This is a genomic window from Streptomyces sp. NPDC047971 (genome assembly GCF_040653355.1).
GTDB lineage: Bacteria > Actinomycetota > Actinomycetes > Streptomycetales > Streptomycetaceae > Streptomyces.
The window spans coordinates 186,023-206,617 of record NZ_JBEZNW010000008.1 but is presented as its reverse complement, the minus strand read 5'-3'; the positions used below and the strand labels follow the sequence as shown (position 1 = coordinate 206,617).

Here is a 20,595-nt window from a genome sequence, read left to right as displayed (position 1 = left end):
CGAGGGCGCGCGACATCACGCGAGGTCGAGCAGCCGTTCGTAGAAGCCGCCGAAGCCCCTCTCGCGGTCCACGAGGTGTAGTTCGGTCGGGGCGGCGACCAGCACTGAGGTCCGGGTGGCCGCTCTCAGCCGCCCGGGAGCAGGAGTGGCGCTGGGGCGCCCTCGGCCCAGCCCGGGCCGATCGCAGCCTGTGCGTCAGGCCGAGACAGGCGTACGGGACAGGGCGGTGCGCAGCGCGAAGACACCGAGCAAGCCGCCTGCCGCGAACCGCTGAGCGGTCATCACGCGGGGCCGGGCGGCGAGAAACCCCGACACCCGAGCTGCGCCCAGCATGATCACAGCGTTCACGGAGATCCCCACGATGATCTGCACACCACCGAGCTGGAGCAGTTGCGCCCAGGCCGGGCCCGCCTGGGGGTCCATGAACTGAGGCAGGAGAGCGGCGTACATGAGAGCGATCTTGGGGTTGAGCAGGTTGGTCAGGAGCCCCATCGAGAACAGGCGGACGTCGGAGACAGGCGGCAGGTCCTGAGCCGGAGCGAAGGGCGAGCGGCCACCGGGCTTGAGCATGTCCCAGGCCAGGTAGGCCAGATAGACGGCCCCGGCGATCTTGACCACCGTGAACGCCAGCGGCACGGCGGCGAACAACGCGGACAGGCCGGCGGCTGCAGCCAGTAGGTAGCACAGGAATCCCACGGCGGTCCCACTCAGGCTGACCAGGCCCGCCCTGCGGCCCTGGGTGATCGCGCGGGAGGCCAGGTGGATCATGTTCGGTCCCGGAGTCAGGGCCATGCCGAGTTCGACCAAGGCCACTCCGCCCGCTGCGGCCAGACTGATCACCGGTCAACTCCCGATCGTTGCTGAGTACCTGGTACCCGGAGTGGGCGACGCCCGGCTGCGACGGGCGGCTACGACGCATCGTCGGTGCCTGCATCGCCTGCCCCAGGATACGCGCCTGCCGTTCGGCGATTCCGTGCCCCCTGACTGCAGTGGCCCGCCGTGATCAGCGTCAGGGCGAGGTCTTCGGCCTCTCACCGCAGGACGTTCGCGCTCGCGCAATCGGTCAGGCGGTACCGGGGCTCCGCTACAGCCAGTCCTTCTTCTTGAACACCACGTACAGACTCGTGCACACCACCGCCATCAGCACCACCGCGAACGGATACCCGCCCGCCCAGTGCAGCTCCGGCATGGTGTCGAAGTTCATGCCGTAGATCGTTCCCACCAGCGTCGGTGCGAACAGAATGGCGGCCCACGAGGAGATCTTCTTGAAGTCCTCACCCTCAGGCCAATGACCTGCAGAAATCGACTAGAGAGGTGTGCGGACCTGCGGCGATCCGTCTTTCCGGCCCTTTCGCGATACTGCCCGTTGATGCGGCCGATCCTCCCCGTCCGCTCCCCAACGGGTCTGCGTTCTCCCCAGATTCTCCCCAGCGGAGGGTTTGACGAGGAAGGATCGTCGCTGGCTGGCAACGTGATCCGGGTGTCATGGCAGCATCCTGCGCGATGCCGTGAATGGTCCAGGTCTGCTCTGTGAGGGCCACTTCTGTCTCCGCAGGGACATGGAACACGGGCCGAGTACGGCGTGCCGAGTCGATCTGCCGCGTGAGCACCGAGCACGACGGGGCATCACACCTCCGCATGCCACGCCCACCATCACCGCCGAGGCCTCCGCCTGCCCGCCAGGTGATACGCCGAACTCAGGGCCGCAGAAGGCCCTCGAGGCCGACTACCGCGTCTGCGGAGAGGCCTCTCGTAGGAGCTGAACCGGGAAGGTGCTGGTGGGTTGTTCATCCGACCAGACGAGCTACCCACAGGGTGTGGCAGCGGTCGATGCGTTCCTAGGGCTATGAGACTGGTTGCCAGGGCAGTCGGGTCAAGGGGCCGTCGGTTGAATGCATCAGGTTGGTGAAGTGATCGACGAGATTGGCGACGGCGCGGAGGTCGCGGATGACAGCACCTACCTCCAAGTTGTCGCTATATGCGTTGTCAGTGAGGTTGGCGCTGCCGAGTAGGGCGATGCTCCGGTCGGCGGCGATGACCTTGGCGTGCATGCTGCCGTATCGGCCGCCAGGCCCGTGCCGCTCGTCGTTCGCCCACTGCCAAAGGCGTACGTCTGGGTGGAAGCGCAGTTCGTAGAACGCGGTGCGCCCGTCGCAGTCTCCGTGCAGTCGGCCGCCGGAAGCGCGGGCGGTCTCCAGGACCAGATCCACCCTTACGCCGCGGTCTGCGGCTGCTCTGATCTCGCTGACGATCTCCTGGATGCCGAACGCGGCGTAGCTGGTGACCAGGAGCGTGGCGTTGGCGGCCCGGATCACCCCGATTGCGACGGACGCGGTGAGCCTGACCGACACCGCCTCGCTCACTGGTCCTGAGACGGCGATCTCGACGTGATGGGTGGCGAGGTCCTGCTCGTATCGTCTGCCGGCGGCTTCGAGGGCCAGGGCCAGGGCACATCCCGCCAGTTGTGGATCGGTGGACCGCCACGCGGACAGCAGCAGGCCGGCGCGCGGTCCGAGACCTACGCCCGGGTGTGCGGCGACGAGGCGGGATTCCGTGCGTCCGTCAGGGGCGTGCACCGTCCTCAGGACGTTGATCCAGGCAGCGAGATGCGTTGAAGGGAGAGTGGCGACGAGGTCGGAGAGCACTTCGGGCAGGCTGGGCGCAGCTTCGGAGGCGCTCTTGCCGTTCATGTTGTGAAGAACCCGCCCGGACGGCCGCTGAACGTTTCTACGAGCAGTTCGCGATCGAGGAAGTGGTTGCCCCGTTCGCAGGACGTTTCCGCCGCGAACAGGCAGGCGTGACAGGCAGCACCGTGCAGGCGACCGTGGGCGACCGGGTCATGGTCGGCGCAGAGTGGATCCGAGCCGCACAGCCGTGCAGCCTCGAGCGCTTGGTCGATCAACGCACCAAGTCTGTGCTGTCCGCCGAGGTTGACCAGCCCGCCGAGGGTGCCCTCGCTGTCGGGGGCTGCGGTGTACAGCAAGATCCCGGCCATTGCATCGGCACCTGAGCGCGCGTAGATCCGCTCGCCGATTCCGGAGGCGCCGTACCCGCACTCAAGGGCGAACTCTCGGATCAGGACGTGGGAGAAGGTGTGCAGCAGCACATAGCGGATGCCTGGCCACTCCGCGGCGGTGCGGCGCTGGGTGCACCACTTCTCGTGTGCCTTCATCAGCGTTCTGGTCCGGCGGATGACGTTCGGGTCTTGTTCCCAGGCGCTGATCCGCTTCTCGTCGAAGCGGAGGAAGATCCCCTCGCCGCGGGTTTCCGCGCAGGGAAGCCAAATCGGCGCCGAGCTGGAGAGGGGCGCACGGTTCTCCTCCAGGGCCTCGCCTCCGCTGGTCGCGGAGCCCCATTCCGGCGCATCGATCCGACTGAATCCGTATAGCGCGGATACTTCGCGCAAGCGCTTGACCAGACGCACCTGGCCGAGCCAGTCACGGTGTGCGGCTGGGACGGGCTCGTTGCTGACGCTGAAGTCAGGGTGGTTCTGCGGGCTGCCGATGAAGGCAAGCCACTCCGGTCCGGCGATGTCCAGTGCGTCGGTGTCTTCGGCGGCGCCGGCTTGGTTCTCTCCCCGGTGTCGCGAGATCGCGTCCAACACCTCGTCCGGGCCGAAGCGTTCGAGCTGTGGCCACATCACCTGGGTGGGCAGGACCAGGCGCGCGGTCTCGCGGGGCAGCTGTGCCACCACCCGGAGCCCGGCCCAGTGTTCGGCCACGGCGCTGTCCACCGGATTGTCGGCGTGCGGGATGGAGAAGACCCGCAGCTGCATGGCGAACCAGCCGTTCGTCGCACCCAGTGCCATGGTCCGGGTCTGTTCGGTGCAGGGTTCGAAGGTTCCCAGGTGCGGGTGCCGGCCCCGACAGGCCGGGAGCACCTGCTCACTGCGCGTGCCGATCGCCTCGGCCATGGACCGGGCGTTCACCTCGCAGGAGCATTCGACGAAGATGTTCGCCGCCTCGCCGGTGGTACCGCGCTCGACGAGCTTCAGTGTGTGATCCGTCCCGTACGGTGCGCCACGGTGGACGAAGTACATCCACGGGAAGTCGTCCACGTGTCCGGCTGGGCAGGCAGAGACGAACCTGGCCGGCACCGCGGTCGGCCGTTTGCGGCCGGTCTCGCGGCAGGAGTGGACGAAGCGGGTCTGGTCGGGTGCCACGCTGTTGGGCAGCAGGTGGAAGAGCCCGGAATCGGCCGGGGCGAGCCGGTTGCACCGGGTGTCGGTGCAGCGCAGCCAGCCGGGGAACACCGCGACCGGCACACCGATCCGGGACCAGGCGCCGGTGAAGTCGTTCGGGTCCTCCGGCGTGTACGGCGGCATCCGCAGATGCTGCACCTGGGCGCCGAGCTTGCTGCGCACCGCCGCAAGGAGCCGCTCCTCCGGCACGATCGCGGCCTTCTCCAGCTCCCACTCATCGAGTCCGAGGATCATCACCGAGAGGTTCGGGAGGTCCGCGACCGCGCCAACACCGTAGGTGTGCAGAAGCTGGCTGGGCCTCAGCTCTCCGACCCGCAGGTTGCTCGCCGAGCGTGCACCGTCTGCAGTGATGGTCATGAGTGGTCCCCTTCGTTTCCGGCGCCGTCGGCGTCCGGGTTCGGGCGCGGGAGGAACGGGTGCTGCTCGTGGTCATCGGCGTTACCCGGAGCGGTCCGCAGCACCAGTCGGATACCCGGCTCGACTTCGCGCAGGGAGGTCGGACAGGTCGTGCGCTTCCACGGGCCGGAATCCGGACTGTGGAGCAGGCCGACGATGTCGTCGGCCTTGCCCTTGGCGTCGAAGGCGAGTCGGGCAGCGGGGCGGCGCTGTTCGCGCGCCCACAGGTCCAGAATGCTGTCCAGCTCCTCGCGTACCCGGGTCGCGACGGCCCGATCCGTGGCGACTTCGCCGGCGCGGCGTTCCAGGTACCGGACGATGTGGTCGGCCTTGCTGCTGTGCGTATCGAAGGTCTGCGCGCCGAGGTTGCCGTTGTCGCCGGCCTCCAGGTTGCGGGCCAGCGCCACGAGCACCCCGGTCAGGCCCCGGTCTATCGCGCGTTCCGCGAACGGGGTGACTGAGAGCGCTTCGACGTGCCGGTACACGGTGGCGTGGAAGTACTCGAAGGTCTCGTAGTGGGACAGGTCGCGTGGGCGGGCCCAGTTGAACACGGTGAAGACGAGGCCGGGTGCGGCGCGGCCGACGCGGCTGGTCGCCTGGATGTACTCGGCGGTGGATTTGGGCTGGTTGGCGACGACCATGACGCCGAGCCGGGAGACGTCGACTCCGACGGCGATCATGTTGGTGGCCAGGAGCACGTCGATCGGTGTCAGCTTGTTCGCCCGGGGGAAGGTGTACTCCAGCTGCTGGAGGATGTCGGGGATCTTCTCCGAGGTCAGGCGCGAGGTGAGCTCCTCCAGCCGCAGGTCGTAGCGCCTCGACAGGCCGCGCTCGTTGATCCGCTCCAGTCGGGTGGAGACATCGTCCTCGACCGACAGACGCATGCCGCCTAGATCGCGCAGGCTGTTGAAGTAGCCGACGAGTGTCATGTAGGGATCCGTCACCGGATTGTGCCCGTACTTCTTGTGCACGGTCTGCGCGGCGGCGAGCACCGCGACGTACACCCGGATCATCGTGGACTTCGTGCGCACGCCCTGCGCGCAGATCCCGATGTAGCGGCGACCGGGATGTGAGTCCGTGGGCCGCTGTCTGGCGAAAAAGCTGTCCCCGATTTCCAGTCCCTGTGGCGGGAAGACCTCGGTGCGCCGGTCGAAGAGGGCATGAATCTGCCGCTCGGCGCGCCGCACGGTGGCCGTCGAGGCGATCACCTTCGGCCGCGCCGTCCTGCCCGGCGCGTATTCCCAGGTGGCAAGGCGGTCCACTGCAGCCTCGTACAAGCCGGTCAGCGAGCCGAGTGGACCGGAGATCAGGTGGAGTTCGTCCTGCACGATCAGGTCCGGGGGACGCACCGACTTGGCCGCGGTGAGCGTCGCAGCAGGATGGCGTCCTTCCGCGAGGTGGCTGCTGGCTTCCCAGTCCTCCTCGGCGATCTGGGCGGTGACGTAGCCGTGTCGGGAGCAGTGCCGGGAGGCGCGCCCGAACAGGGCCTGGGTGCGCCCGTTCCAGGTGAGCTGTGCGAACTTGTCGACGGTCGCGATCACCAGGCTCGGCAGCAGACGGTAGATCTCCTCGTCGACGACGACCACCGGCAGGCCCTCACGGTTCGGGTCGCCGCCGCCGAAGGGGCAGCCGAACAGCTCGGGACAGCGCAGGAAGGTCCGGCGAAGAGTCTTGTCGACCTCGATGTCCCGGCCCTTCTCGATCTTCGTTCCACACCATGGGCAACTGGTGAGCTGGTAGGGGGTGCCGGAGTTCTGATGGGGCTTCCCGCTCGCCCGGCGGACGTCCTTGACCCAGTCGACGGCCTTGTCGGTCGTGTTCGGGGACACCTTCCCCCCAACCCACAGGCCGATCCGGAACGGTTCTGCACCCCACCGCGCCTCGTCGGCACGGCGCAGGACCTCGCACGCGCAGATCAGTGCGGTGGCACGTTGGAACTGTTGGATCGTCAGCAGCCTCAGGGTGTAGCGCATCAGTACGGCGACCCCATGGCCTGCGTCGAGGCCGCCGAGGTCCGGTCGCAGCCGGCGGATGGCGAGGGTGTAGGCGGTCAGGCCGAGGTACGCCTCGGTCTTGCCGCCACCGGTGGGGAACCAGAGCAGGTCCGCCACCGCATCGGCTCCCGTGGCACGCTCCGGATGCGCGGGATCGGTCAGTGCGGGAAGGTTCAGCAGCAGGAACGCGAGCTGGAAGGGGCGCCAGGAGCGGTTGGCCGGTTTGTCCTCGTCGCGGAACACCGCGTCGAGGTCACGGGATCCGTCGCGGCGTCGGGCGGCGGCGACCCGTGTGTGGACACGCTGTAGGTGCATCGCGCTGTTCGCGAAGCGGAAGGCGGCCAGGGCGTCCGGGTCACCAAGCACCAGCTCGATGCCCGCTTCGATCCGGTCGGCCGCCCGCTTGGCTTCGTTCAGTGCCTCCTCGGCCTGGTCTGCGTACTCGTCGAGATACTGACCGTCCTGCCCGATCCGCACCTCGGCCCGCTCGATCCACGCCCGGTAACCGGCCACAAGCGGAATCAGCCCCGCCCGCAGTCGTTGCGGCTCGCACGCGCCGAGTTCCTTCATGTCGACCAACAGGTCCACCAGCTCCGGGAGGTCCGGATCGCTGTCGAACGACGGCGCGTCGGTCTGCGCGATGTCGTACTCCGGCGCCGCCTTCGTACATACCGAGACCGCTCTCATCGGGTCGGCGTCACTGGCCGTCGCGCTCACCCCGGTCGCGTGCCCCACCGCGAACTCAGGGCTGAACCGGTACGCCATCGCCAACCGTCGCTGCTCGCCCTGGTCGACGGCATCGCCACCGGATCCGGGCTCGTGCCGGGGCAGGAACACCGCCGCGCCGTCCGCGCCGTCCGCCGACAGCTCGGCCTGGAAAACCCAGTGCAGCGCGGAGTTGGAGTCGGTCTCGGTGGTGTTGACCAGGAAGAGGGTGACCAGCCAGTCGTCGTGGAAGCGTCGCACGCGGCCGCGCAGCACCACCTTCTCGTCCTCGGAGTCGAGCACCAGAGCCTCGACCTGGCCCTCGACCAGCTTGACCGGAACGCAGCCGGTGTGGGGCGTGCGCCGCCAGATCAGCTTCTCGATGCTCGGATCCGTCGAGTGCGAGCGGACGTAACGCGCCCACCGCCCGGTCACCTCCAGCCGGTCGGCATCACCGCGCACCCGTGCGGTGAACCCGACCGACGACGGGGCCAGACTCGGCACGTTCGGCGCGTCCGCGTCCGGCGCCCCTTCATCCGCGCCCGGCAGCTCGCTGTCGCCGAGCGAGGCGTCCATCTCCTCCGGCACGATCGTCGTGCCGTTCGGCGCGAGCCGCCCGAGCACGTACCAGTCGGTCGGGGAGTCAGCGACCTCCTCCTGGTCGCCGCCCACCGGTCCGAGCAGGTCCAGCACCACGAGCTGGGCCAGCTCGTCACGTATTGAACCTGGGGACGGAACAGCCAGCACCGGGCTGTTCGATGCGGCGGGCGGCAACTTATCGCTCATGGGTCACAACGATAGGGCGAGCCACTGACAGCATGGGCGCAACGCAGCCAACGTTTGTGCCGCACGTGGGCTCCGGCGCTAGAAGGCCCCCTACCAGAGCCCATCGCCGGGATCTGGGGTCGCTGCGGGGGCAACGGTCTTCCTGGGCTTGGCGGGGCCCTTCTTGCTGTGGAGGCCACGCTGGACCTCGTCTTCGTACAGGGCGTGGTTGAGTTCGAGGAGACGGTCGTTCATCTCGATCTGGACATCCGGGTCGACAGTCCAGCGCAGGCCATGGACTGTCTCGTGGAAGCCGTGGTTCAGCACGAGCGGCGTCCAGCCGAATTGCGCCGAGAGGGGGTGGGCGAGGTAGGACTCGGCGACGGCTTCGTCGATCTCGGCATGGATCTCGCGCAGGCGCTGGATATCGGCGTCGAGGTTCGCCGGGTTGTGGACCTCGTTGTAGAGGTCGGTCATGCCGAGCTGCGGGGCCCGTGATAGTTGGACATGGCGACGGTAGGTATTCAGCTCCTCGCCGGCGGCGCGGATGCGCGGGGTGAGATCTGGCTGCGGAAACGTGTCGAAGCCGTCGGACGGAGTGTAACGAGGGTCTGATTTCATCGTCGACTCACCCTTGACGGTCCACCAGTTGAAGTGCCAGGCGCTCGTCAGAAGCGCAAGCATGGCTGCGTGGTCAGGTGTGTAGAAGACGGCCAGCGAGTCGGAGTAGACCTGGCCAGTCGCAACGATGCTCGGCAATCCGTACTTGCTGTGTCGTCCGATCACGAGAACGCGATCATATTCAGCGATCGCCTTGCGCATGGCAGAGCGCTTCTCCGCGTATTGCCACCACCTTTGCGGCAGCGGGTTACGCAACTTGAAGCTGCCGTCCGCTGTCTTACGCTGACGCTCGGGACGCACTCTTTCGTCGACGATCGCGAAGGCATCTGGGTACAGGCGTGCCTCTTCCTCGGACATCTCCTTGAAGTCGATTGCCCATCTTCTTGCTGAGGAGTCAGGTCGACCGTTGACCTCATCGTTGATGAGATAGGGGAGAATGACCTGTTCGTTCCTTTCATCCTTTGCGATCAGCGCCTGCGCCTCGGCCGGTTCAAGTAGAAAGCCCGATCCGGTAACTTGGCATCCTACTGAAACTTGCCCAGTCGAAGCGGAAAGCTTTTCTGGCCTCCCAGCTACACGGGAAGGCAATGTGAGACCCGGCGAGATCTTGTGCACGGCCCGTCCTTCAAGCACGGGTTGCTCGACTGTGTTATCGGGCCCGATCCACACCAGCGAGACGTATACGCCAGCCTCACCGGGCCAAGGTTGCGATTTTACTGCGCGGCCGATCTGCCAGCCTTGCGCCACAATCCGGTCCAGGCCGACTTCCCGTGAATCGGTCTGAGCGATGGTATTGGTCGCGATGATTCCGGTGCGTCGAGCCGCTGCGAGATGGAGATTCCGCAACAGGAAATAGGTGCACAGGTCGGCGCGCCCGCCTGCTGTATGGCCGCCAGCGATAACTTGGCCGATGTAACTCAGACTGTCCTTGCCGATTCGTGCGCTGGTCTGCACCCCGCCCGAGAACGGGGGGTTCCCCACCACGGCGTCGAAGCGGTGCTCGCCCCGAACGGGATCGGCCATGATCTCGGGAAATTCAAGTGGCCAGTGCAGTGGACGCAGCGGGACGGCACGTAGCCCACCACTGGGGCCGAGGAGCCAGCCATCGATGATGGCGCGGGCCTCCGCCGCCGCGGCCTTGTCCCCCAGCAACGCCTTTTCGATGAGGTCGGCGATGGAAGCGAGACGGTTGTCGTAGGCGTCGTCGGACTTGGTTGTCGCGGTGGATAGTTTCGCCGCGACCACGGCGTCCGCAGCGAGGCGGAGCTGTTCGGTCAGCGCTTCGGCCTCGACCAGCTTCGCGGCCTTTGCCCGAGCGTCTCGTATGTCCGTGACCTCGTGTTGCTCGATGTCACGACGCAACTCCGCGGCTTGGGTCAGCAGCGGGCCAGTGATCTTGTCAATTTCGCCGCTGAGACGGGCGTTGAGGCGATGACCCTTACTCGGGGTGAGGTGGAAGGCTTCGATCTGGTCCGCCGTCAAGCAGCCGATGAGAGAGTCGCCGCAGCGCAGGGCGTGATCGACGAAGTTGAACGGACGGCCCTTCGCCAGGGTGACCAACCACAGCGAGAGCTTGGCGAGCTCCACCGCCATCTCGTCGATATCGACGCCATAGAGGCAACGGTCGGCGACCATGCGACGTGCTTCGAGGAGCTGCGCATCTCGGTCTTCGCGATGCTCGCCGAGACGGGCAGCGACCGTGTCCGGCAACCCATCGCGGTCCCACGCCTCCACGACCCGCTCCGACAGGTATCGGCACGCGGAGACCAGGAACGCCCCGGAGCCCATCGCGGGGTCGAGGACCTTGAGCGCCAGGAGGTCCGATGCCGGACGCACCTGCCATTCGAGCGGCTGGCTCCCATCGGCGGGTCGCGGAACACCGTCCGAGGAGCCGGGTGAGAAGCACAGTGGGTCAAGGGTGTGCAGGACGATCTCTTCGGCGAGCGCTCGCGGTGTGTAGTGCGTGCCGGAGTCGCGCCGGTCGCCGACCTGGGTGACGATGACCGTCCCGGCAGGGTGGACAACCGGCTCGTTGCGCAGGTCGGAGCGCAGCAGGCCGTAGAACGGCCGCACTCGGTCGGCGAGCTCGGGATCGTTGTCGCAGGCTGCGTCGAGGGTACCGATCTGTGAGCCGGTCGGCTCGGTTGCGATTGCGGCGGTGAACTGCTTCGCCGTCAGGCCGGCGAGCTTGACGGTCTTGGCTTGGAGGTGACCTGCCGCGCTCCACTCTTCGAGGTCAGCCAGTTTGACGTCGGCACCAGACTTGCCCTTGAGCCCGAGGCGTGGCTCGTCGAGCCGAATGGCGGAGTGTTCGAGCAGACCCTCGTAGACATGGCCGATCTGCTCGACGTCGAGGCCCTTGTAGGACAGGCGTTCCGTCGAAGTGACCTTGCCTGCCGGCGTGGTGCGCTTGAGTTTGACCAGTGCGTCGAGCATGGCGAAGACGACACGGTCGGTGACCTTCAGGCGTTCTAGCCAGGCGAACCGCTTCGGGTCGAACAGGGACCCGCCGTATGCGGGGATCCACATGTCCGGGTGCCGGGCCCCGCCGTGGATGGCTCGGAAGGTGGCGAGCAGCGTGGGCCAGGCGGCCTTCCAGCGGTCGGCGATGTCGGCGTCGTCCTGATCGAGGCGGTCGTAGAGCTTCGTGACCGAGTACGAGTCTGCGTACAGCTCGTCGTCGGCCGGCAGCAGGCCCTGTTCCTCCGCGTAGAGGAGGAACACGATCCGCATCATGACTGTCAGCGCAGCGCGGTAGACGGTCCGCGGCGCGACGCCTTTCAGCACGACGCCGTCGGCCTCACGGTCGAGGCGGGAGAGCTCCGCGACGAGGAGTTCGACGGCCGCGCGGACCTGCCTGCCGAGGGTCTTGGTGACGGCGGTCGTGTCGTCGGCCGTGCGGGTGAAAAGAGCGGCGAGGGAGTTGGTGTCCTTGCCCTCGCTGTCCTTGGGCGCGATCGCGGCGCAGCGGACACCGAGCAGGGAGGTGAAGGCGCGCAGTAGCAGCGGTTCCTCGAACCAGGCGTCGGCATCGAAGACAGCCACCGAGGCCGGTGCTTGGGGCCGGGCGTGGACGAGGACCCACAGGGTGCCGTTGGTGAGCAGTGCGAGTGGGACGGCACGGCGTCGGCACAGCTCGGCGGCCTGCTCGGCCGCCGACGGCAAGCCCTTCATGGCGCGGGTGAGGGGTTCGCCCCAGGGGCGTCGGTAGATGAGTGCGCGTTCGGCGGCGCCGGGCAGGCCGCTGGTCGGGTCAGGAGGGCCCATGAGCAGTGCATCGGGGGCTGTGCAGGGGAGGTCGGTCAGTTCTCGGGGCAGCATCGAGCCTTGGCGCAGTGCCTGGCCCTGGTAGCCGAGCAGTTCTTCCAGGACCAGGTGCTGCCAGGCGCTGCACAGCGTCGCCGGTTCGGCCTGCAGTTCGGCCCATGCCTGCCGGAGGCGGCCGCGCAGTGGAGTGTCAACAACGTCAAGGCCCTGCGGGAATGCGTCGGCGAGGATCTTCGCGGTGAGGAACGGTCCGTCCGGGCGCAGCAGGTTGAGCCACTCGGCGTGCTGCTCGATCGGGGTCTGCTGCTCGGCTTTCGGGGAACGGGTGCGCGCTGGCATCAGTGGCCTGCCTGGTGGGAAGGAGCGGCTACGGTCAGGGAGGCGGGGACGAGGAAGGTGACCGCCACGGGGAATCGGCGGGCGACTGGGTCTGCGTACCGGTGGCGCAGGGCTGCGGCCTCGAACACGAGCTGTTCAGGGACGGCGGCGAGGCGTGCCTCCAGTTCCGTGCGGTCCTTCTTGAGCTGGTCGCGTTCCGGGTCGGGGGCCAGCAGCGAGTCCTGGCGCCAGAGCGGGTTGGAGTTCAGGGAGTCCCGGATGTTGCGCTCCAACTCGGTCAGTACCGACTGCATTGCTTTGACGTCTTCCTCGCAGCGCTTGTCCAGGACCTTGCGCTGTTTGCGCGCGATCTTGTTGGACTCGGTCTGCAGTGCCTTGCCGAGAGGGGGCTCCAGTACACCCCACAGCGCGGTGAGCCGGTCGAGGAACTCGGGCGGCGGCGCGTCCTGCGACGCGACAGCGAGCCAGTGTTCCAGGGCTTCCGGGTTCTTCTCCACCACCAGCTTGCCGTGTTCGATGGATCCACCGGCCAGGGCGATCTGCTCATGCAGACGCACTCCACGGTTCCCAGTGAGCACGACGCGGCCGTGTGCGATCACTGCAGGGTTGCGCAACAGGTCGCCAGGGACGATCCGGGCGGTGACACGGGTCAGATGCGCGCCGTGCTCGTCCTCGGACCACAGTTCAGCGCGCAGCAGACGCAGACACAGATCGACCAGGCGGTGGTTCAAGTGAAGCAGCACGACGTCAGTACGCCCAGCGTAGTCCTGGTCGAAGGTGACGGGGCGTTCCTTGCCACTGACCGGGTGCCGCAAGCCGTCGTTGCGTGCCTGTGCCCAGCCTTCCTTCAGTTCCGGGAGCTTGAAGCATCGTGCCTTGACTCCCTTGGGCGACGGAGTCTCGATCAGATCCTTCTTGTGGGCCAGACGGAGTGCGGTCCGCACTACCCGCTCGATCGTCTCCGGGTTCAGATTCAGCTCGGTGCGGGTCCGGGTGAGCTGCTCCTGGGCCTGCTGGAGGTCGTGCGCCAGATTCCGTTCGATCTTCAGTACGGCCTTGCCGGCCAGACGCTGGATCTCCCTGTCGGTGGTCTGCCAGCTGGAGCGCTTGCCGAGCATCTTCTGCTCGACCTGGCTGGCGATCACTTCTCCGGCACTACCGAGGTCGGTGCGGATCTGCTCGACCTTGCGGACCGCGACGCCGAGGAACGCCATCGCGTCCTCCAAGGTGCCCTCGGTGAATCCGGTGTCGTCTTCGCGCTGCCGGTCCCAGCCCTGAGGCACGAAATGGACGATCTCGACCTTCGCCGCGGTCTGTCCGTGCCGGTCCACTCGGCCGTTGCGCTGCTCCAGGCGGTTGGGGTTCCACGGGATTTCCCAGTGCAGGACCCGGTGGCAGTGGTTCTGCAGGTTGATGCCCTCGCTCGCGGAGTCGGTGGCGAGCAGGATCCGCACCGGGTCGACGTCGGGGTCGTCCTGGAAGACGTTCTTGACGCGCTCGCGTTCATCGCGGTCCTGGCCGCCGTAGAGCTGGGCGATCGCCTCGTTCGGCACACCGGCGCTGATGAGTCGTTCGTGCAGCCAGCGCTGGGTATCGCGGTATTCGGTGAACACGATGACCCGATCGCCGTCCCAGCTGCCGCTCATCCCATCGGTTCCGTTTCGCTGCACGATGGCGCGCAGCCAGCCGAGGAAGGCGGTGAACTTGCCGTCGGACTTCTCCGAGTTGCGGTCCCCCCAGTCGCGCAGATCCTCCAGCAGCTTCTGTTCGGCCGGGGTAAGCGGCGGGGCGAACCGACGAACTGTGGCAAGGGCTTCCTGGGCTGTCTCCGCGAAGGCGGCATCGTCCTCAGCCGACTCGTCCAGCTGCCCGATCATCTTTGCGAGGACCTTCTCCGCCACCGTATACGCGCCGCGGTCGTACTCCCGCTCGGCTTCGTTGCGACTCCCCCGGGCGAGCATCGTCTTCAGATGGGTGTCCACCGTATTGGCAAAGGCCTTCGGGCTGGACAGGAAGCGGCGTTTGAGCAGCGTGACGACGAAGTCCGCAGCCCGACTTGGCGCAGTGCCCTGCAAGGTCGGCTGTCCGGAGATCGTCTCGCGGCGGGACTGCGCGTACAAGTCCAGTTTTGCGTAGGCGTCGCGGGTCGCGGCATCGTAGACGACTTCAAGGGGATGGTCGAGGTCACGCTCCGGAAAGCGCGGGCTACCGTCCCAGTTCGGCGGTAGATCCCGCTTCAGCCGCCGCACCATCACCTGCGCCTTGGCCTCTTCCGATGGCTCCAGGGTGCGGGCGAAGCGGTGGCCGTCCAACAGCGCCAACAGGGCGGTGAACGATTCCAAGTAGCCGTTGTGCGGCGTCGCCGACAGGAACAGCCGGTGCTCGCTGTGCGGGGCCAAAGTCTTGATCGCGTCGGTGCGCTGTGAGTCGACCGCGTACTTCCCGGACCCCGAAGGCGCGCACGTGTGCACCTCATCGACGACGAGGAGGTCGAAGGCACGCGGATACTGGGGCGCCGGCGGCAGGATCGAGCGCAGCAGCGCCATGGGCCGCTCCCGCTTGAGCCAGTCGATCGAGACGATCAATCGCGGGTAGTGCGTCCACGGATTCGCGTACAGTCCGCGAGACCTGCGGAGCTCCTTCAGGAGCTCCGCATCCACGATCTTGAAGCCCAGCCCGAACTTGTCGCGCATCTCATCGCGCCACTGCAGAGTGAGCGAAGCCGGGCACACGATCAGCATCGTCCGCGCCCGGTGCCGCAGCATCAGCTCCTGCATCACCAGACCCGCCTCGATGGTCTTACCGAGACCAACATCATCCGCGATCAGCAGGTTCGTACGCGGCATCTGCAGCGCCCGCACCACAGGGTCGAGCTGGTAGTCCTCCGGCTTCACACCGGAGCGGAACGGCGCCTGCAGCAACGTCTTGTCCGCCGTTGCCACCGAGCCCCAGCGCACAGCGTCAAGGAAGGCATCCAACTTCGCCGGGTCATCGAACCCGCTCACCGGGGACGGCAAGGCGTGTTGCTCACGGGCGGTAGCACCAGGCTCCAGCTCCCACAGGACGCGCAACTCTTCGTCACCGGAGTCACCGTCCACCGAAACGAGGGAGACCAGGTGCTGCGCCTCGGCAAACAGTGGACTGCCCGGCTCCTCGACCGTGATCGAGGAGCGCTCCACGGCAGTGGCTACCCAGTTTCGATTACGTACCGTGACTAGTTGGCCGACGGTTGGCACCGCCTCGTCCGCCTCGTCGACCTCTTCGATACCCACCCGTGTCAACTTCCGCTCCTGGATCGCCTGTCGTCCTGTGCATCGTGGCGGGAGCCCGAGTCTTGCCCGAGTCCTATGTCACCAGTTGCATCCCAGCCCGGCAGACACCGCTGGTAGGACAGAGAGAGCCTACTGGCCCCGGTGGGCCTCGAGTGGCTGTACGGCGATTCGATGGACGGCATCGATGAGAGCGGGGTCGGCTCCACCCTGGGGGTGGCGCCCATGCCGTTCGGTGCTTGGTTCACCCCGTTCAATGAGGGCAGGTACGCGCACCCGCCAGCGGCAGACGAGCCGAGCGCCTCAGTGGGAGTTCCGCCGTCCTGACCGGGGTAACGCCGCCGACCGTGGGGGTGCTGTTCCGGCCTGGAGTCACGTGTCGACGTCCCGGGCGTCCAGCCGCAGGGCGAGGGGATGGCCCCGGGTGGCGAGGGCCGCCGTCACGCGCCGAACAGCACCGTCCACGCTTTCGTGCTCCCAGACGCGGAGTGGCAGCCAGCCCAGGAGCGCGAGGTGCGCGTCGGTCTCCTCGTCCCGGCGAACGTTGGTGTCGAACTTCCTGCGCCACCACGCGGAGTTGTGCTTCGGAGCGTGCTGATGTGTCGGGCAGGCGTGCCAGAAGCAGCCTTGGACGAACACCGCCGTCCGCCAGCGTGTGAAGGTGACGTCAGCGCGCCGGCGCGGCATTCCTGGGATCGGCAGGTCCACGCGGTAACGGAAGCCCAACGCGTGAAGGGCGCGGCGCAGCGCCAGCTCCGGCGCAGTGTCCCGGTTGCGTTGCGCGGTCATCACCCTCCGGACGTTGGCGTCCCGCGGCGCTGGCACGCCACTACGACTGCCTTTTGTTTCCACCTCCGGACAACTGCTCAGCGTTCATTCGGTAACCCCGCAGGGTCGCGCTCCCGTGTCTGCTTGGGGTGGCAGCCGCCGCACCGCTGCCGTGGAGTGCCAATTCGAGCCAACACGGCTGAATTTGGTCAAACGGTGGCCCGCTCACCCATGGTTCGACACCATGCGCTGGGAGTGATCGACCCGATCCTCACGGAAGCGGAGGGGGAACACGGTGATCGAAGTGCTGCCGGTGACCGGAGAACAGTTGGAGATGCTCGGTGCGGCCATCGCCCTGGGCAACCGCTACACGAAGCGGCTCGGTCTGCTCACGCCACCCGCGTACCGGAAGTACGCCGACGACGGTGGCTTGCTCGTTGCGTTGGACCACGGTGAGCTGGTTGGATACGCGCTCTGCGGACTGCCCAAGCGTAGCCAGCACGTTCGCCTCGTGCACCTGTGCGTGGCGGAGGAGCACCGGGGCAAGGGGGTCGCGAGGCTCCTGATCGCAGAACTGCGGCGCAGTCAAAGTCACAGGCTCGGGATCAGGGCCAGGTGCCGCCGTGACTACGGGCTCAGCGCCACCTGGAGCGGCCTGGGCTTCGTGCCGAAGGGCGAGGGCCTCGGGCGGGGTAGTGACAAGGAGACCCTCGACACCTGGTGGCTCGACCACGGTCACGACGACCTGTTCACGGGAGCGCAGAGCGACGCCCTGCTGGTCGTGACGGTCGACCACACGGTCTTCTCCGGGCTTCACGGCACGGGTGCCGAGAGTGCGGTCGAGGAAGCGAGGGCCCTTGAGGCCGGGTGGCTCGCAGACCTGGTCGAGCTCGCCTATACGCCGCAGCTCCTCCTGCACGTTCAAGCGGTGGAGGACCGGGAGGAGCGGAACCACCAACGTGCAGGCCTGTCCAGGCTCCGCTCCCTGGCGCCCGACACCGCCGCGGTGGTCAGCCGCCAGCAGGAGTTGACCGCAGCGGTGGGCAAGGAGATGCCCGGCGTTGTGATCGATGTCGGCCTGCGTGCGCGGCTGCGCTACGTGGCCGAGACGTCTTGTGCTGGCCTGCAGGTACTGGTGACCCGTGATTCCGACCTGGCGGCGCTGGCAGACATCGCCTGGGAGGTGGCGCGCGTCAGGGTGGTCTCTCCCGAGGCCGTGACGCTCCATGTGGACGAACTCCGCCAAGCCCAGATGTATCGCCCTGCCGATCTCATGGGAACGGCCTTCTCCGCCGCCGAGGTCGAGCCCGGAAGTGAAGAGGGGCTCGTCGCCTTCTTCGACGAGGCCGGTGGTGACGGTGGAGTCGGCTTGTCGGAGCGTCTGACCAGCCTTGCCCGTGATGGTGTCTTGTGGCGCAGGGAACTCATCCGGGACGGCGATGGGCGCCCTGTCGCGCTGTACGCCTGGGCGCTGGACGGTCGCACGCTGAACGTTCCTCTCCTGAGGACCGCATCGCACGCTCTGGAAGAGACGCTGGCCCGCCAGTTGCTCTTCATGCTGAAGAGGCTCGGGCGGGACCGGGGCGCCCAGGCCGTGCGCATCATCGACCCCGGCCCCTCAAGGGCGGCTGTGGTCGCAGCAGGCCCCGACGGCTTCGTCGAGGACGAGAAGGGCTTCACCGCGCTCCTGGTAGACGTGTGCGGGCCGACGGAGGTGGTCTCCGGGGCCGCCGGGCAGATCGCGGGGCGGACCGGCGCTGTGACGCCGGTCCTGGACGCCCGTGCGCCAGCGGAGATCGCGAGCATCGCCGAGAGGGTGTGGTGGCCGGCGAAGCTGGTCGATTCTGCCCTGCCGACCTTCATCGCACCCGTCAAGCCGCGCTGGTCCACGGAGCTCTTCGACGTTCCGGCAATGCTCGTACCGCGCGACGACGTACTCGGAATCAGTCGCGAGCACGTGTACTACCGGTCGGCCGGCCATCGGGGCGAGAGCGTCCCCGCTCGGATCCTTTGGTACGTCAGTGAGGGGTCCGCAGGGCAGCAGGGCAAGATGGTGATCGGCTGCTCGCGCCTCGACGAGGTGGTCATCGGCGACCCTGACGCCCTCTTCTCGCGATTCGAACACCTGGGCGTATATGGTCGTGCCGAAGTGCGTGCGGCAGCCGATGCTACGGGCCGGGTCATGGCGCTGAGGTTCTCGGACACGGAGCTGTTTCCCGTACAGGTGACGCATTCGCGATTGACCGCGCTGGCGAACGGGCTGGGGCTACGGTTGTCGCTGATGTCGCTGTCGAAGATCGACAACGCGCTGTTCCAGGCCGTGTACGAAGAGGGGCACCGAAAGACGTGAGCGATCCGGAGCGCGCGATGCTGTTGTCCGTCCACCCGAGGTTCGCGACGGCGATCCTGGCCGGCACCAAGACGGTGGAGGTACGCCGCCAACGCGTCGCCGCTCCTCCTGGGACGCCCGTACTCCTCTACGCGACCGCGCCGACGATGGCCATCGTCGGCATGGCGAGGATCGCCTCGGTGCAGGTGGCCAGCCCTCGTGAGGTGTGGACCGCCAGTCGCACGAGCACTGGCATCAGCCGTCGGGAGTACGACGACTACATGAGCGGCGCGACCCGGGCCAGCGGCCTCTCCTTGGAGGAGCCGGTCGCCTTCGAGGAGCCGGTTCCTCTGGCGGCTCTCAGGGCCTCCGGCTCGTTCCATCCACCGCAGAGCTACCGGTATTTGACTGGCGAGGATCTGCGGAAACTGGCTGCGGCGACCCCTCTCAAGAGCGAAGCCCTACAAGGGGCCCTCAGTGAGTTGACGCCTGCGTAGGCTCCTGTACGAGCAGTGGGGACGTCACGCTGGTAGTGATCGGCCACCTGGTGCCGTAGCAGGACTTCCGGGTGGCCTCCGAGCCGCCGTCTCCCCGATGGCTGACTGCCGCGTCGGTCACCCAGGACGAGAGCGCCGGTGGGATACGGCAGCGGGCTCGTGGCAGTTCGCGTTCCAATGGCTCTACAGGTAAGACGCTTGGAGCGTGCGGGCCTTGTGCCCGGACTATCTGATAGGCAGTCTCGGACACGGCCGAAGAGAGGTCCTTCGCCAAGCCGATCAAAGCCTCCGCGTGGACGGGGTTGCCGTCAGGCCTAGAGCCTCGGAACAACCACCGTGAATGCGCCGAGACGGAAAGCGTTGCGGATTTCCGTCAAGGGCTCCCGATCGCGGTTGAAGCGGAGTTTGTTCGTGAGGAGGACGGCCCACCGGTCTTGGGCCGGGCTGATCCACATGCCCGTGCCGGTGAAGCCGTAGTGGACCCAGACGTCCGCGGCGGGGTCGGTGCCGGGGGCGGGGTGCCAGAAGAGCCCACGGGCGGGGGTGAGGGCACCGGTCTGGAGGTGGAGGGAGGCCTTGACCCAGGTCGGGCCGAACGCGGCCCGGGTGGGGGCGAGCATGTGGCGGAGGAAGAGGGCGAGGTCGTCGAGGACGGAGAAGGTGCCGGCGATGCCGCAGGCGCCGCCGAGGAGGCGGGCGGAGAAGTCGTGGGCGGTGCCCTTGAGGTGGGTGCCGGTGGTGTCGTCGTACTCGGTGGGGGCGCAGCAGGTCGTTTCGGTGGTGGGGAGGGGGCCGAAGTGGGTGCGCGTCATTCCCAGGGGGTGCCAGACGCGGTCGATGGCTAGCTGGTCCAGGGGCTGGCCCGAGAGGTGTTCGGCGACGTAGCCGAGGATCAGGGCGGCCCGGTCGGTGTACTCGACGGCCTCGCCCGGTGGGCGGTGGAGGGCTTCGTGGAGGACGCCGTCGCGGATGTCCTGGGGGTCGGTGCCGTACAGGTTCTTCAGGTTGGCGCGCAGGGGCAGGCCTGCGGTGTGGGTCAGGAGGTGGTGGGCCGTGGCCCGGGCCAGGGGGTGGCCGAAGACCTCGTCCCAGAAGGTGCCCAGAGGGGCGTGGAGGTCGAGTTTGCCCTCTTCGACGAGCGTGCCGATCGTCGACCAGACGGCGAGGATCTTGGTGAGGCTGGCCACGTCGAAGACGGTGTCCAGCCGCATGGGCTCGTCGGGCCGGTCGGGGTCGAGGAGGCCGACGGATCCGCTCGCGCGGATGCCGTCGGCGTCCCCGACCGCCCACACCGCGCCGGGGTAGACCTCCTCGCGCACGCCGGTCTGGAGGAGGTCTTCGATACGGGCGGTGGAGGGCGTGGTCATGGTCTCCCGATCGTCGTACGGCCGCGGGTGGTCCGCCGGCCAGCCTAGTGACGTGTCCGGGGTCGGCTCGACTGCGC

General features: G+C 67.5%; 10 protein-coding genes and 1 pseudogene. 2 read left to right on the top strand and 9 right to left on the bottom strand.

Features of this window, described 5'->3' with window-relative positions:
- Positions 1 to 195: 195 nt before the first annotated feature.
- The 8 genes and pseudogenes from AB0D99_RS11360 to AB0D99_RS11325 all read right to left on the bottom strand — a co-directional run bounded on the left by AB0D99_RS11360 (position 196) and on the right by AB0D99_RS11325 (position 16,382).
- Positions 196 to 840 (bottom strand): LysE family translocator, encoded by a 645-nt coding sequence (locus AB0D99_RS11360; RefSeq protein WP_362359040.1) that lies wholly within the window; start codon positions 838 to 840, stop codon positions 196 to 198.
- A 244-nt stretch (positions 841 to 1,084) separates the two neighbouring features.
- Positions 1,085 to 1,276, bottom strand: a pseudogene (locus tag AB0D99_RS11355) (CorA family divalent cation transporter); the annotation flags it as partial.
- Between the two features lie 568 nt (positions 1,277 to 1,844).
- Entirely contained in the window at positions 1,845 to 2,690 is an 846-nt protein-coding gene (drmC, locus tag AB0D99_RS11350; protein ID WP_362359038.1) for a DISARM system phospholipase D-like protein DrmC, read from the bottom strand.
- Positions 2,687 to 4,558 (bottom strand): DUF1998 domain-containing protein, encoded by a 1,872-nt coding sequence (locus AB0D99_RS11345; protein WP_362359036.1) that lies wholly within the window; start codon positions 4,556 to 4,558, stop codon positions 2,687 to 2,689. Before AB0D99_RS11345 ends, drmC begins: the two co-directional genes overlap by 4 nt.
- Positions 4,555 to 8,082, bottom strand: a complete 3,528-nt coding sequence (gene drmA / locus AB0D99_RS11340) for a DISARM system helicase DrmA (RefSeq protein WP_362359034.1) — start codon at positions 8,080 to 8,082, stop codon at positions 4,555 to 4,557. Before drmA ends, AB0D99_RS11345 begins: the two co-directional genes overlap by 4 nt.
- A 90-nt stretch (positions 8,083 to 8,172) precedes the next feature.
- Positions 8,173 to 12,288, bottom strand: coding sequence for a DNA methyltransferase (locus tag AB0D99_RS11335; RefSeq protein WP_362359031.1), 4,116 nt, complete (start codon positions 12,286 to 12,288; stop codon positions 8,173 to 8,175).
- A complete protein-coding gene (gene drmD, locus AB0D99_RS11330; protein ID WP_362359029.1) occupies positions 12,288 to 15,560 on the bottom strand; it encodes a DISARM system SNF2-like helicase DrmD in 3,273 nt (1,090 codons plus the stop codon). The genes AB0D99_RS11335 and drmD overlap by 1 nt, the downstream gene beginning before the upstream one ends.
- Before the next feature lie 369 nt (positions 15,561 to 15,929).
- Positions 15,930 to 16,382, bottom strand: coding sequence for a very short patch repair endonuclease (locus tag AB0D99_RS11325; RefSeq protein WP_362359027.1), 453 nt, complete (start codon positions 16,380 to 16,382; stop codon positions 15,930 to 15,932).
- 238 nt (positions 16,383 to 16,620) lie between these two features.
- Between AB0D99_RS11325 and AB0D99_RS11320 the strand changes: the two genes are divergently transcribed.
- Together AB0D99_RS11320 and AB0D99_RS11315 are read left to right on the top strand one after the other, a co-directional pair.
- Positions 16,621 to 18,675, top strand: coding sequence for a GNAT family N-acetyltransferase (locus tag AB0D99_RS11320; RefSeq protein ID WP_362359025.1), 2,055 nt, complete (start codon positions 16,621 to 16,623; stop codon positions 18,673 to 18,675).
- Entirely contained in the window at positions 18,672 to 19,151 is a 480-nt protein-coding gene (locus tag AB0D99_RS11315) for an ASCH domain-containing protein (protein WP_030822260.1), read from the top strand. The genes AB0D99_RS11320 and AB0D99_RS11315 overlap by 4 nt, the downstream gene beginning before the upstream one ends.
- Before the next feature lie 314 nt (positions 19,152 to 19,465).
- Here the strand turns inward: AB0D99_RS11315 and AB0D99_RS11310 are convergent, their stop codons facing one another.
- Positions 19,466 to 20,518 carry a serine hydrolase domain-containing protein gene (locus AB0D99_RS11310; RefSeq protein ID WP_362359022.1) on the bottom strand — a complete coding sequence of 351 codons (1,053 nt, stop codon included), beginning with the start codon at positions 20,516 to 20,518 and terminating at the stop codon, positions 19,466 to 19,468.
- Between the last annotated feature and the right edge of the window lie 77 nt (positions 20,519 to 20,595).

Coding starts and splice junctions, on each gene's coding strand:
- drmC (WP_362359038.1), bottom strand. CDS start 2,690: ATGAACGGCAAGAGCGCCTCCGAAGCTGCGCCCAGCCTGCCCGAAGTG.
- AB0D99_RS11345 (WP_362359036.1), bottom strand. CDS start 4,558: ATGACCATCACTGCAGACGGTGCACGCTCGGCGAGCAACCTGCGGGTC.
- drmA (WP_362359034.1), bottom strand. CDS start 8,082: ATGAGCGATAAGTTGCCGCCCGCCGCATCGAACAGCCCGGTGCTGGCT.
- AB0D99_RS11335 (WP_362359031.1), bottom strand. CDS start 12,288: ATGCCAGCGCGCACCCGTTCCCCGAAAGCCGAGCAGCAGACCCCGATC.
- AB0D99_RS11310 (WP_362359022.1), bottom strand. CDS start 20,518: ATGACCACGCCCTCCACCGCCCGTATCGAAGACCTCCTCCAGACCGGC.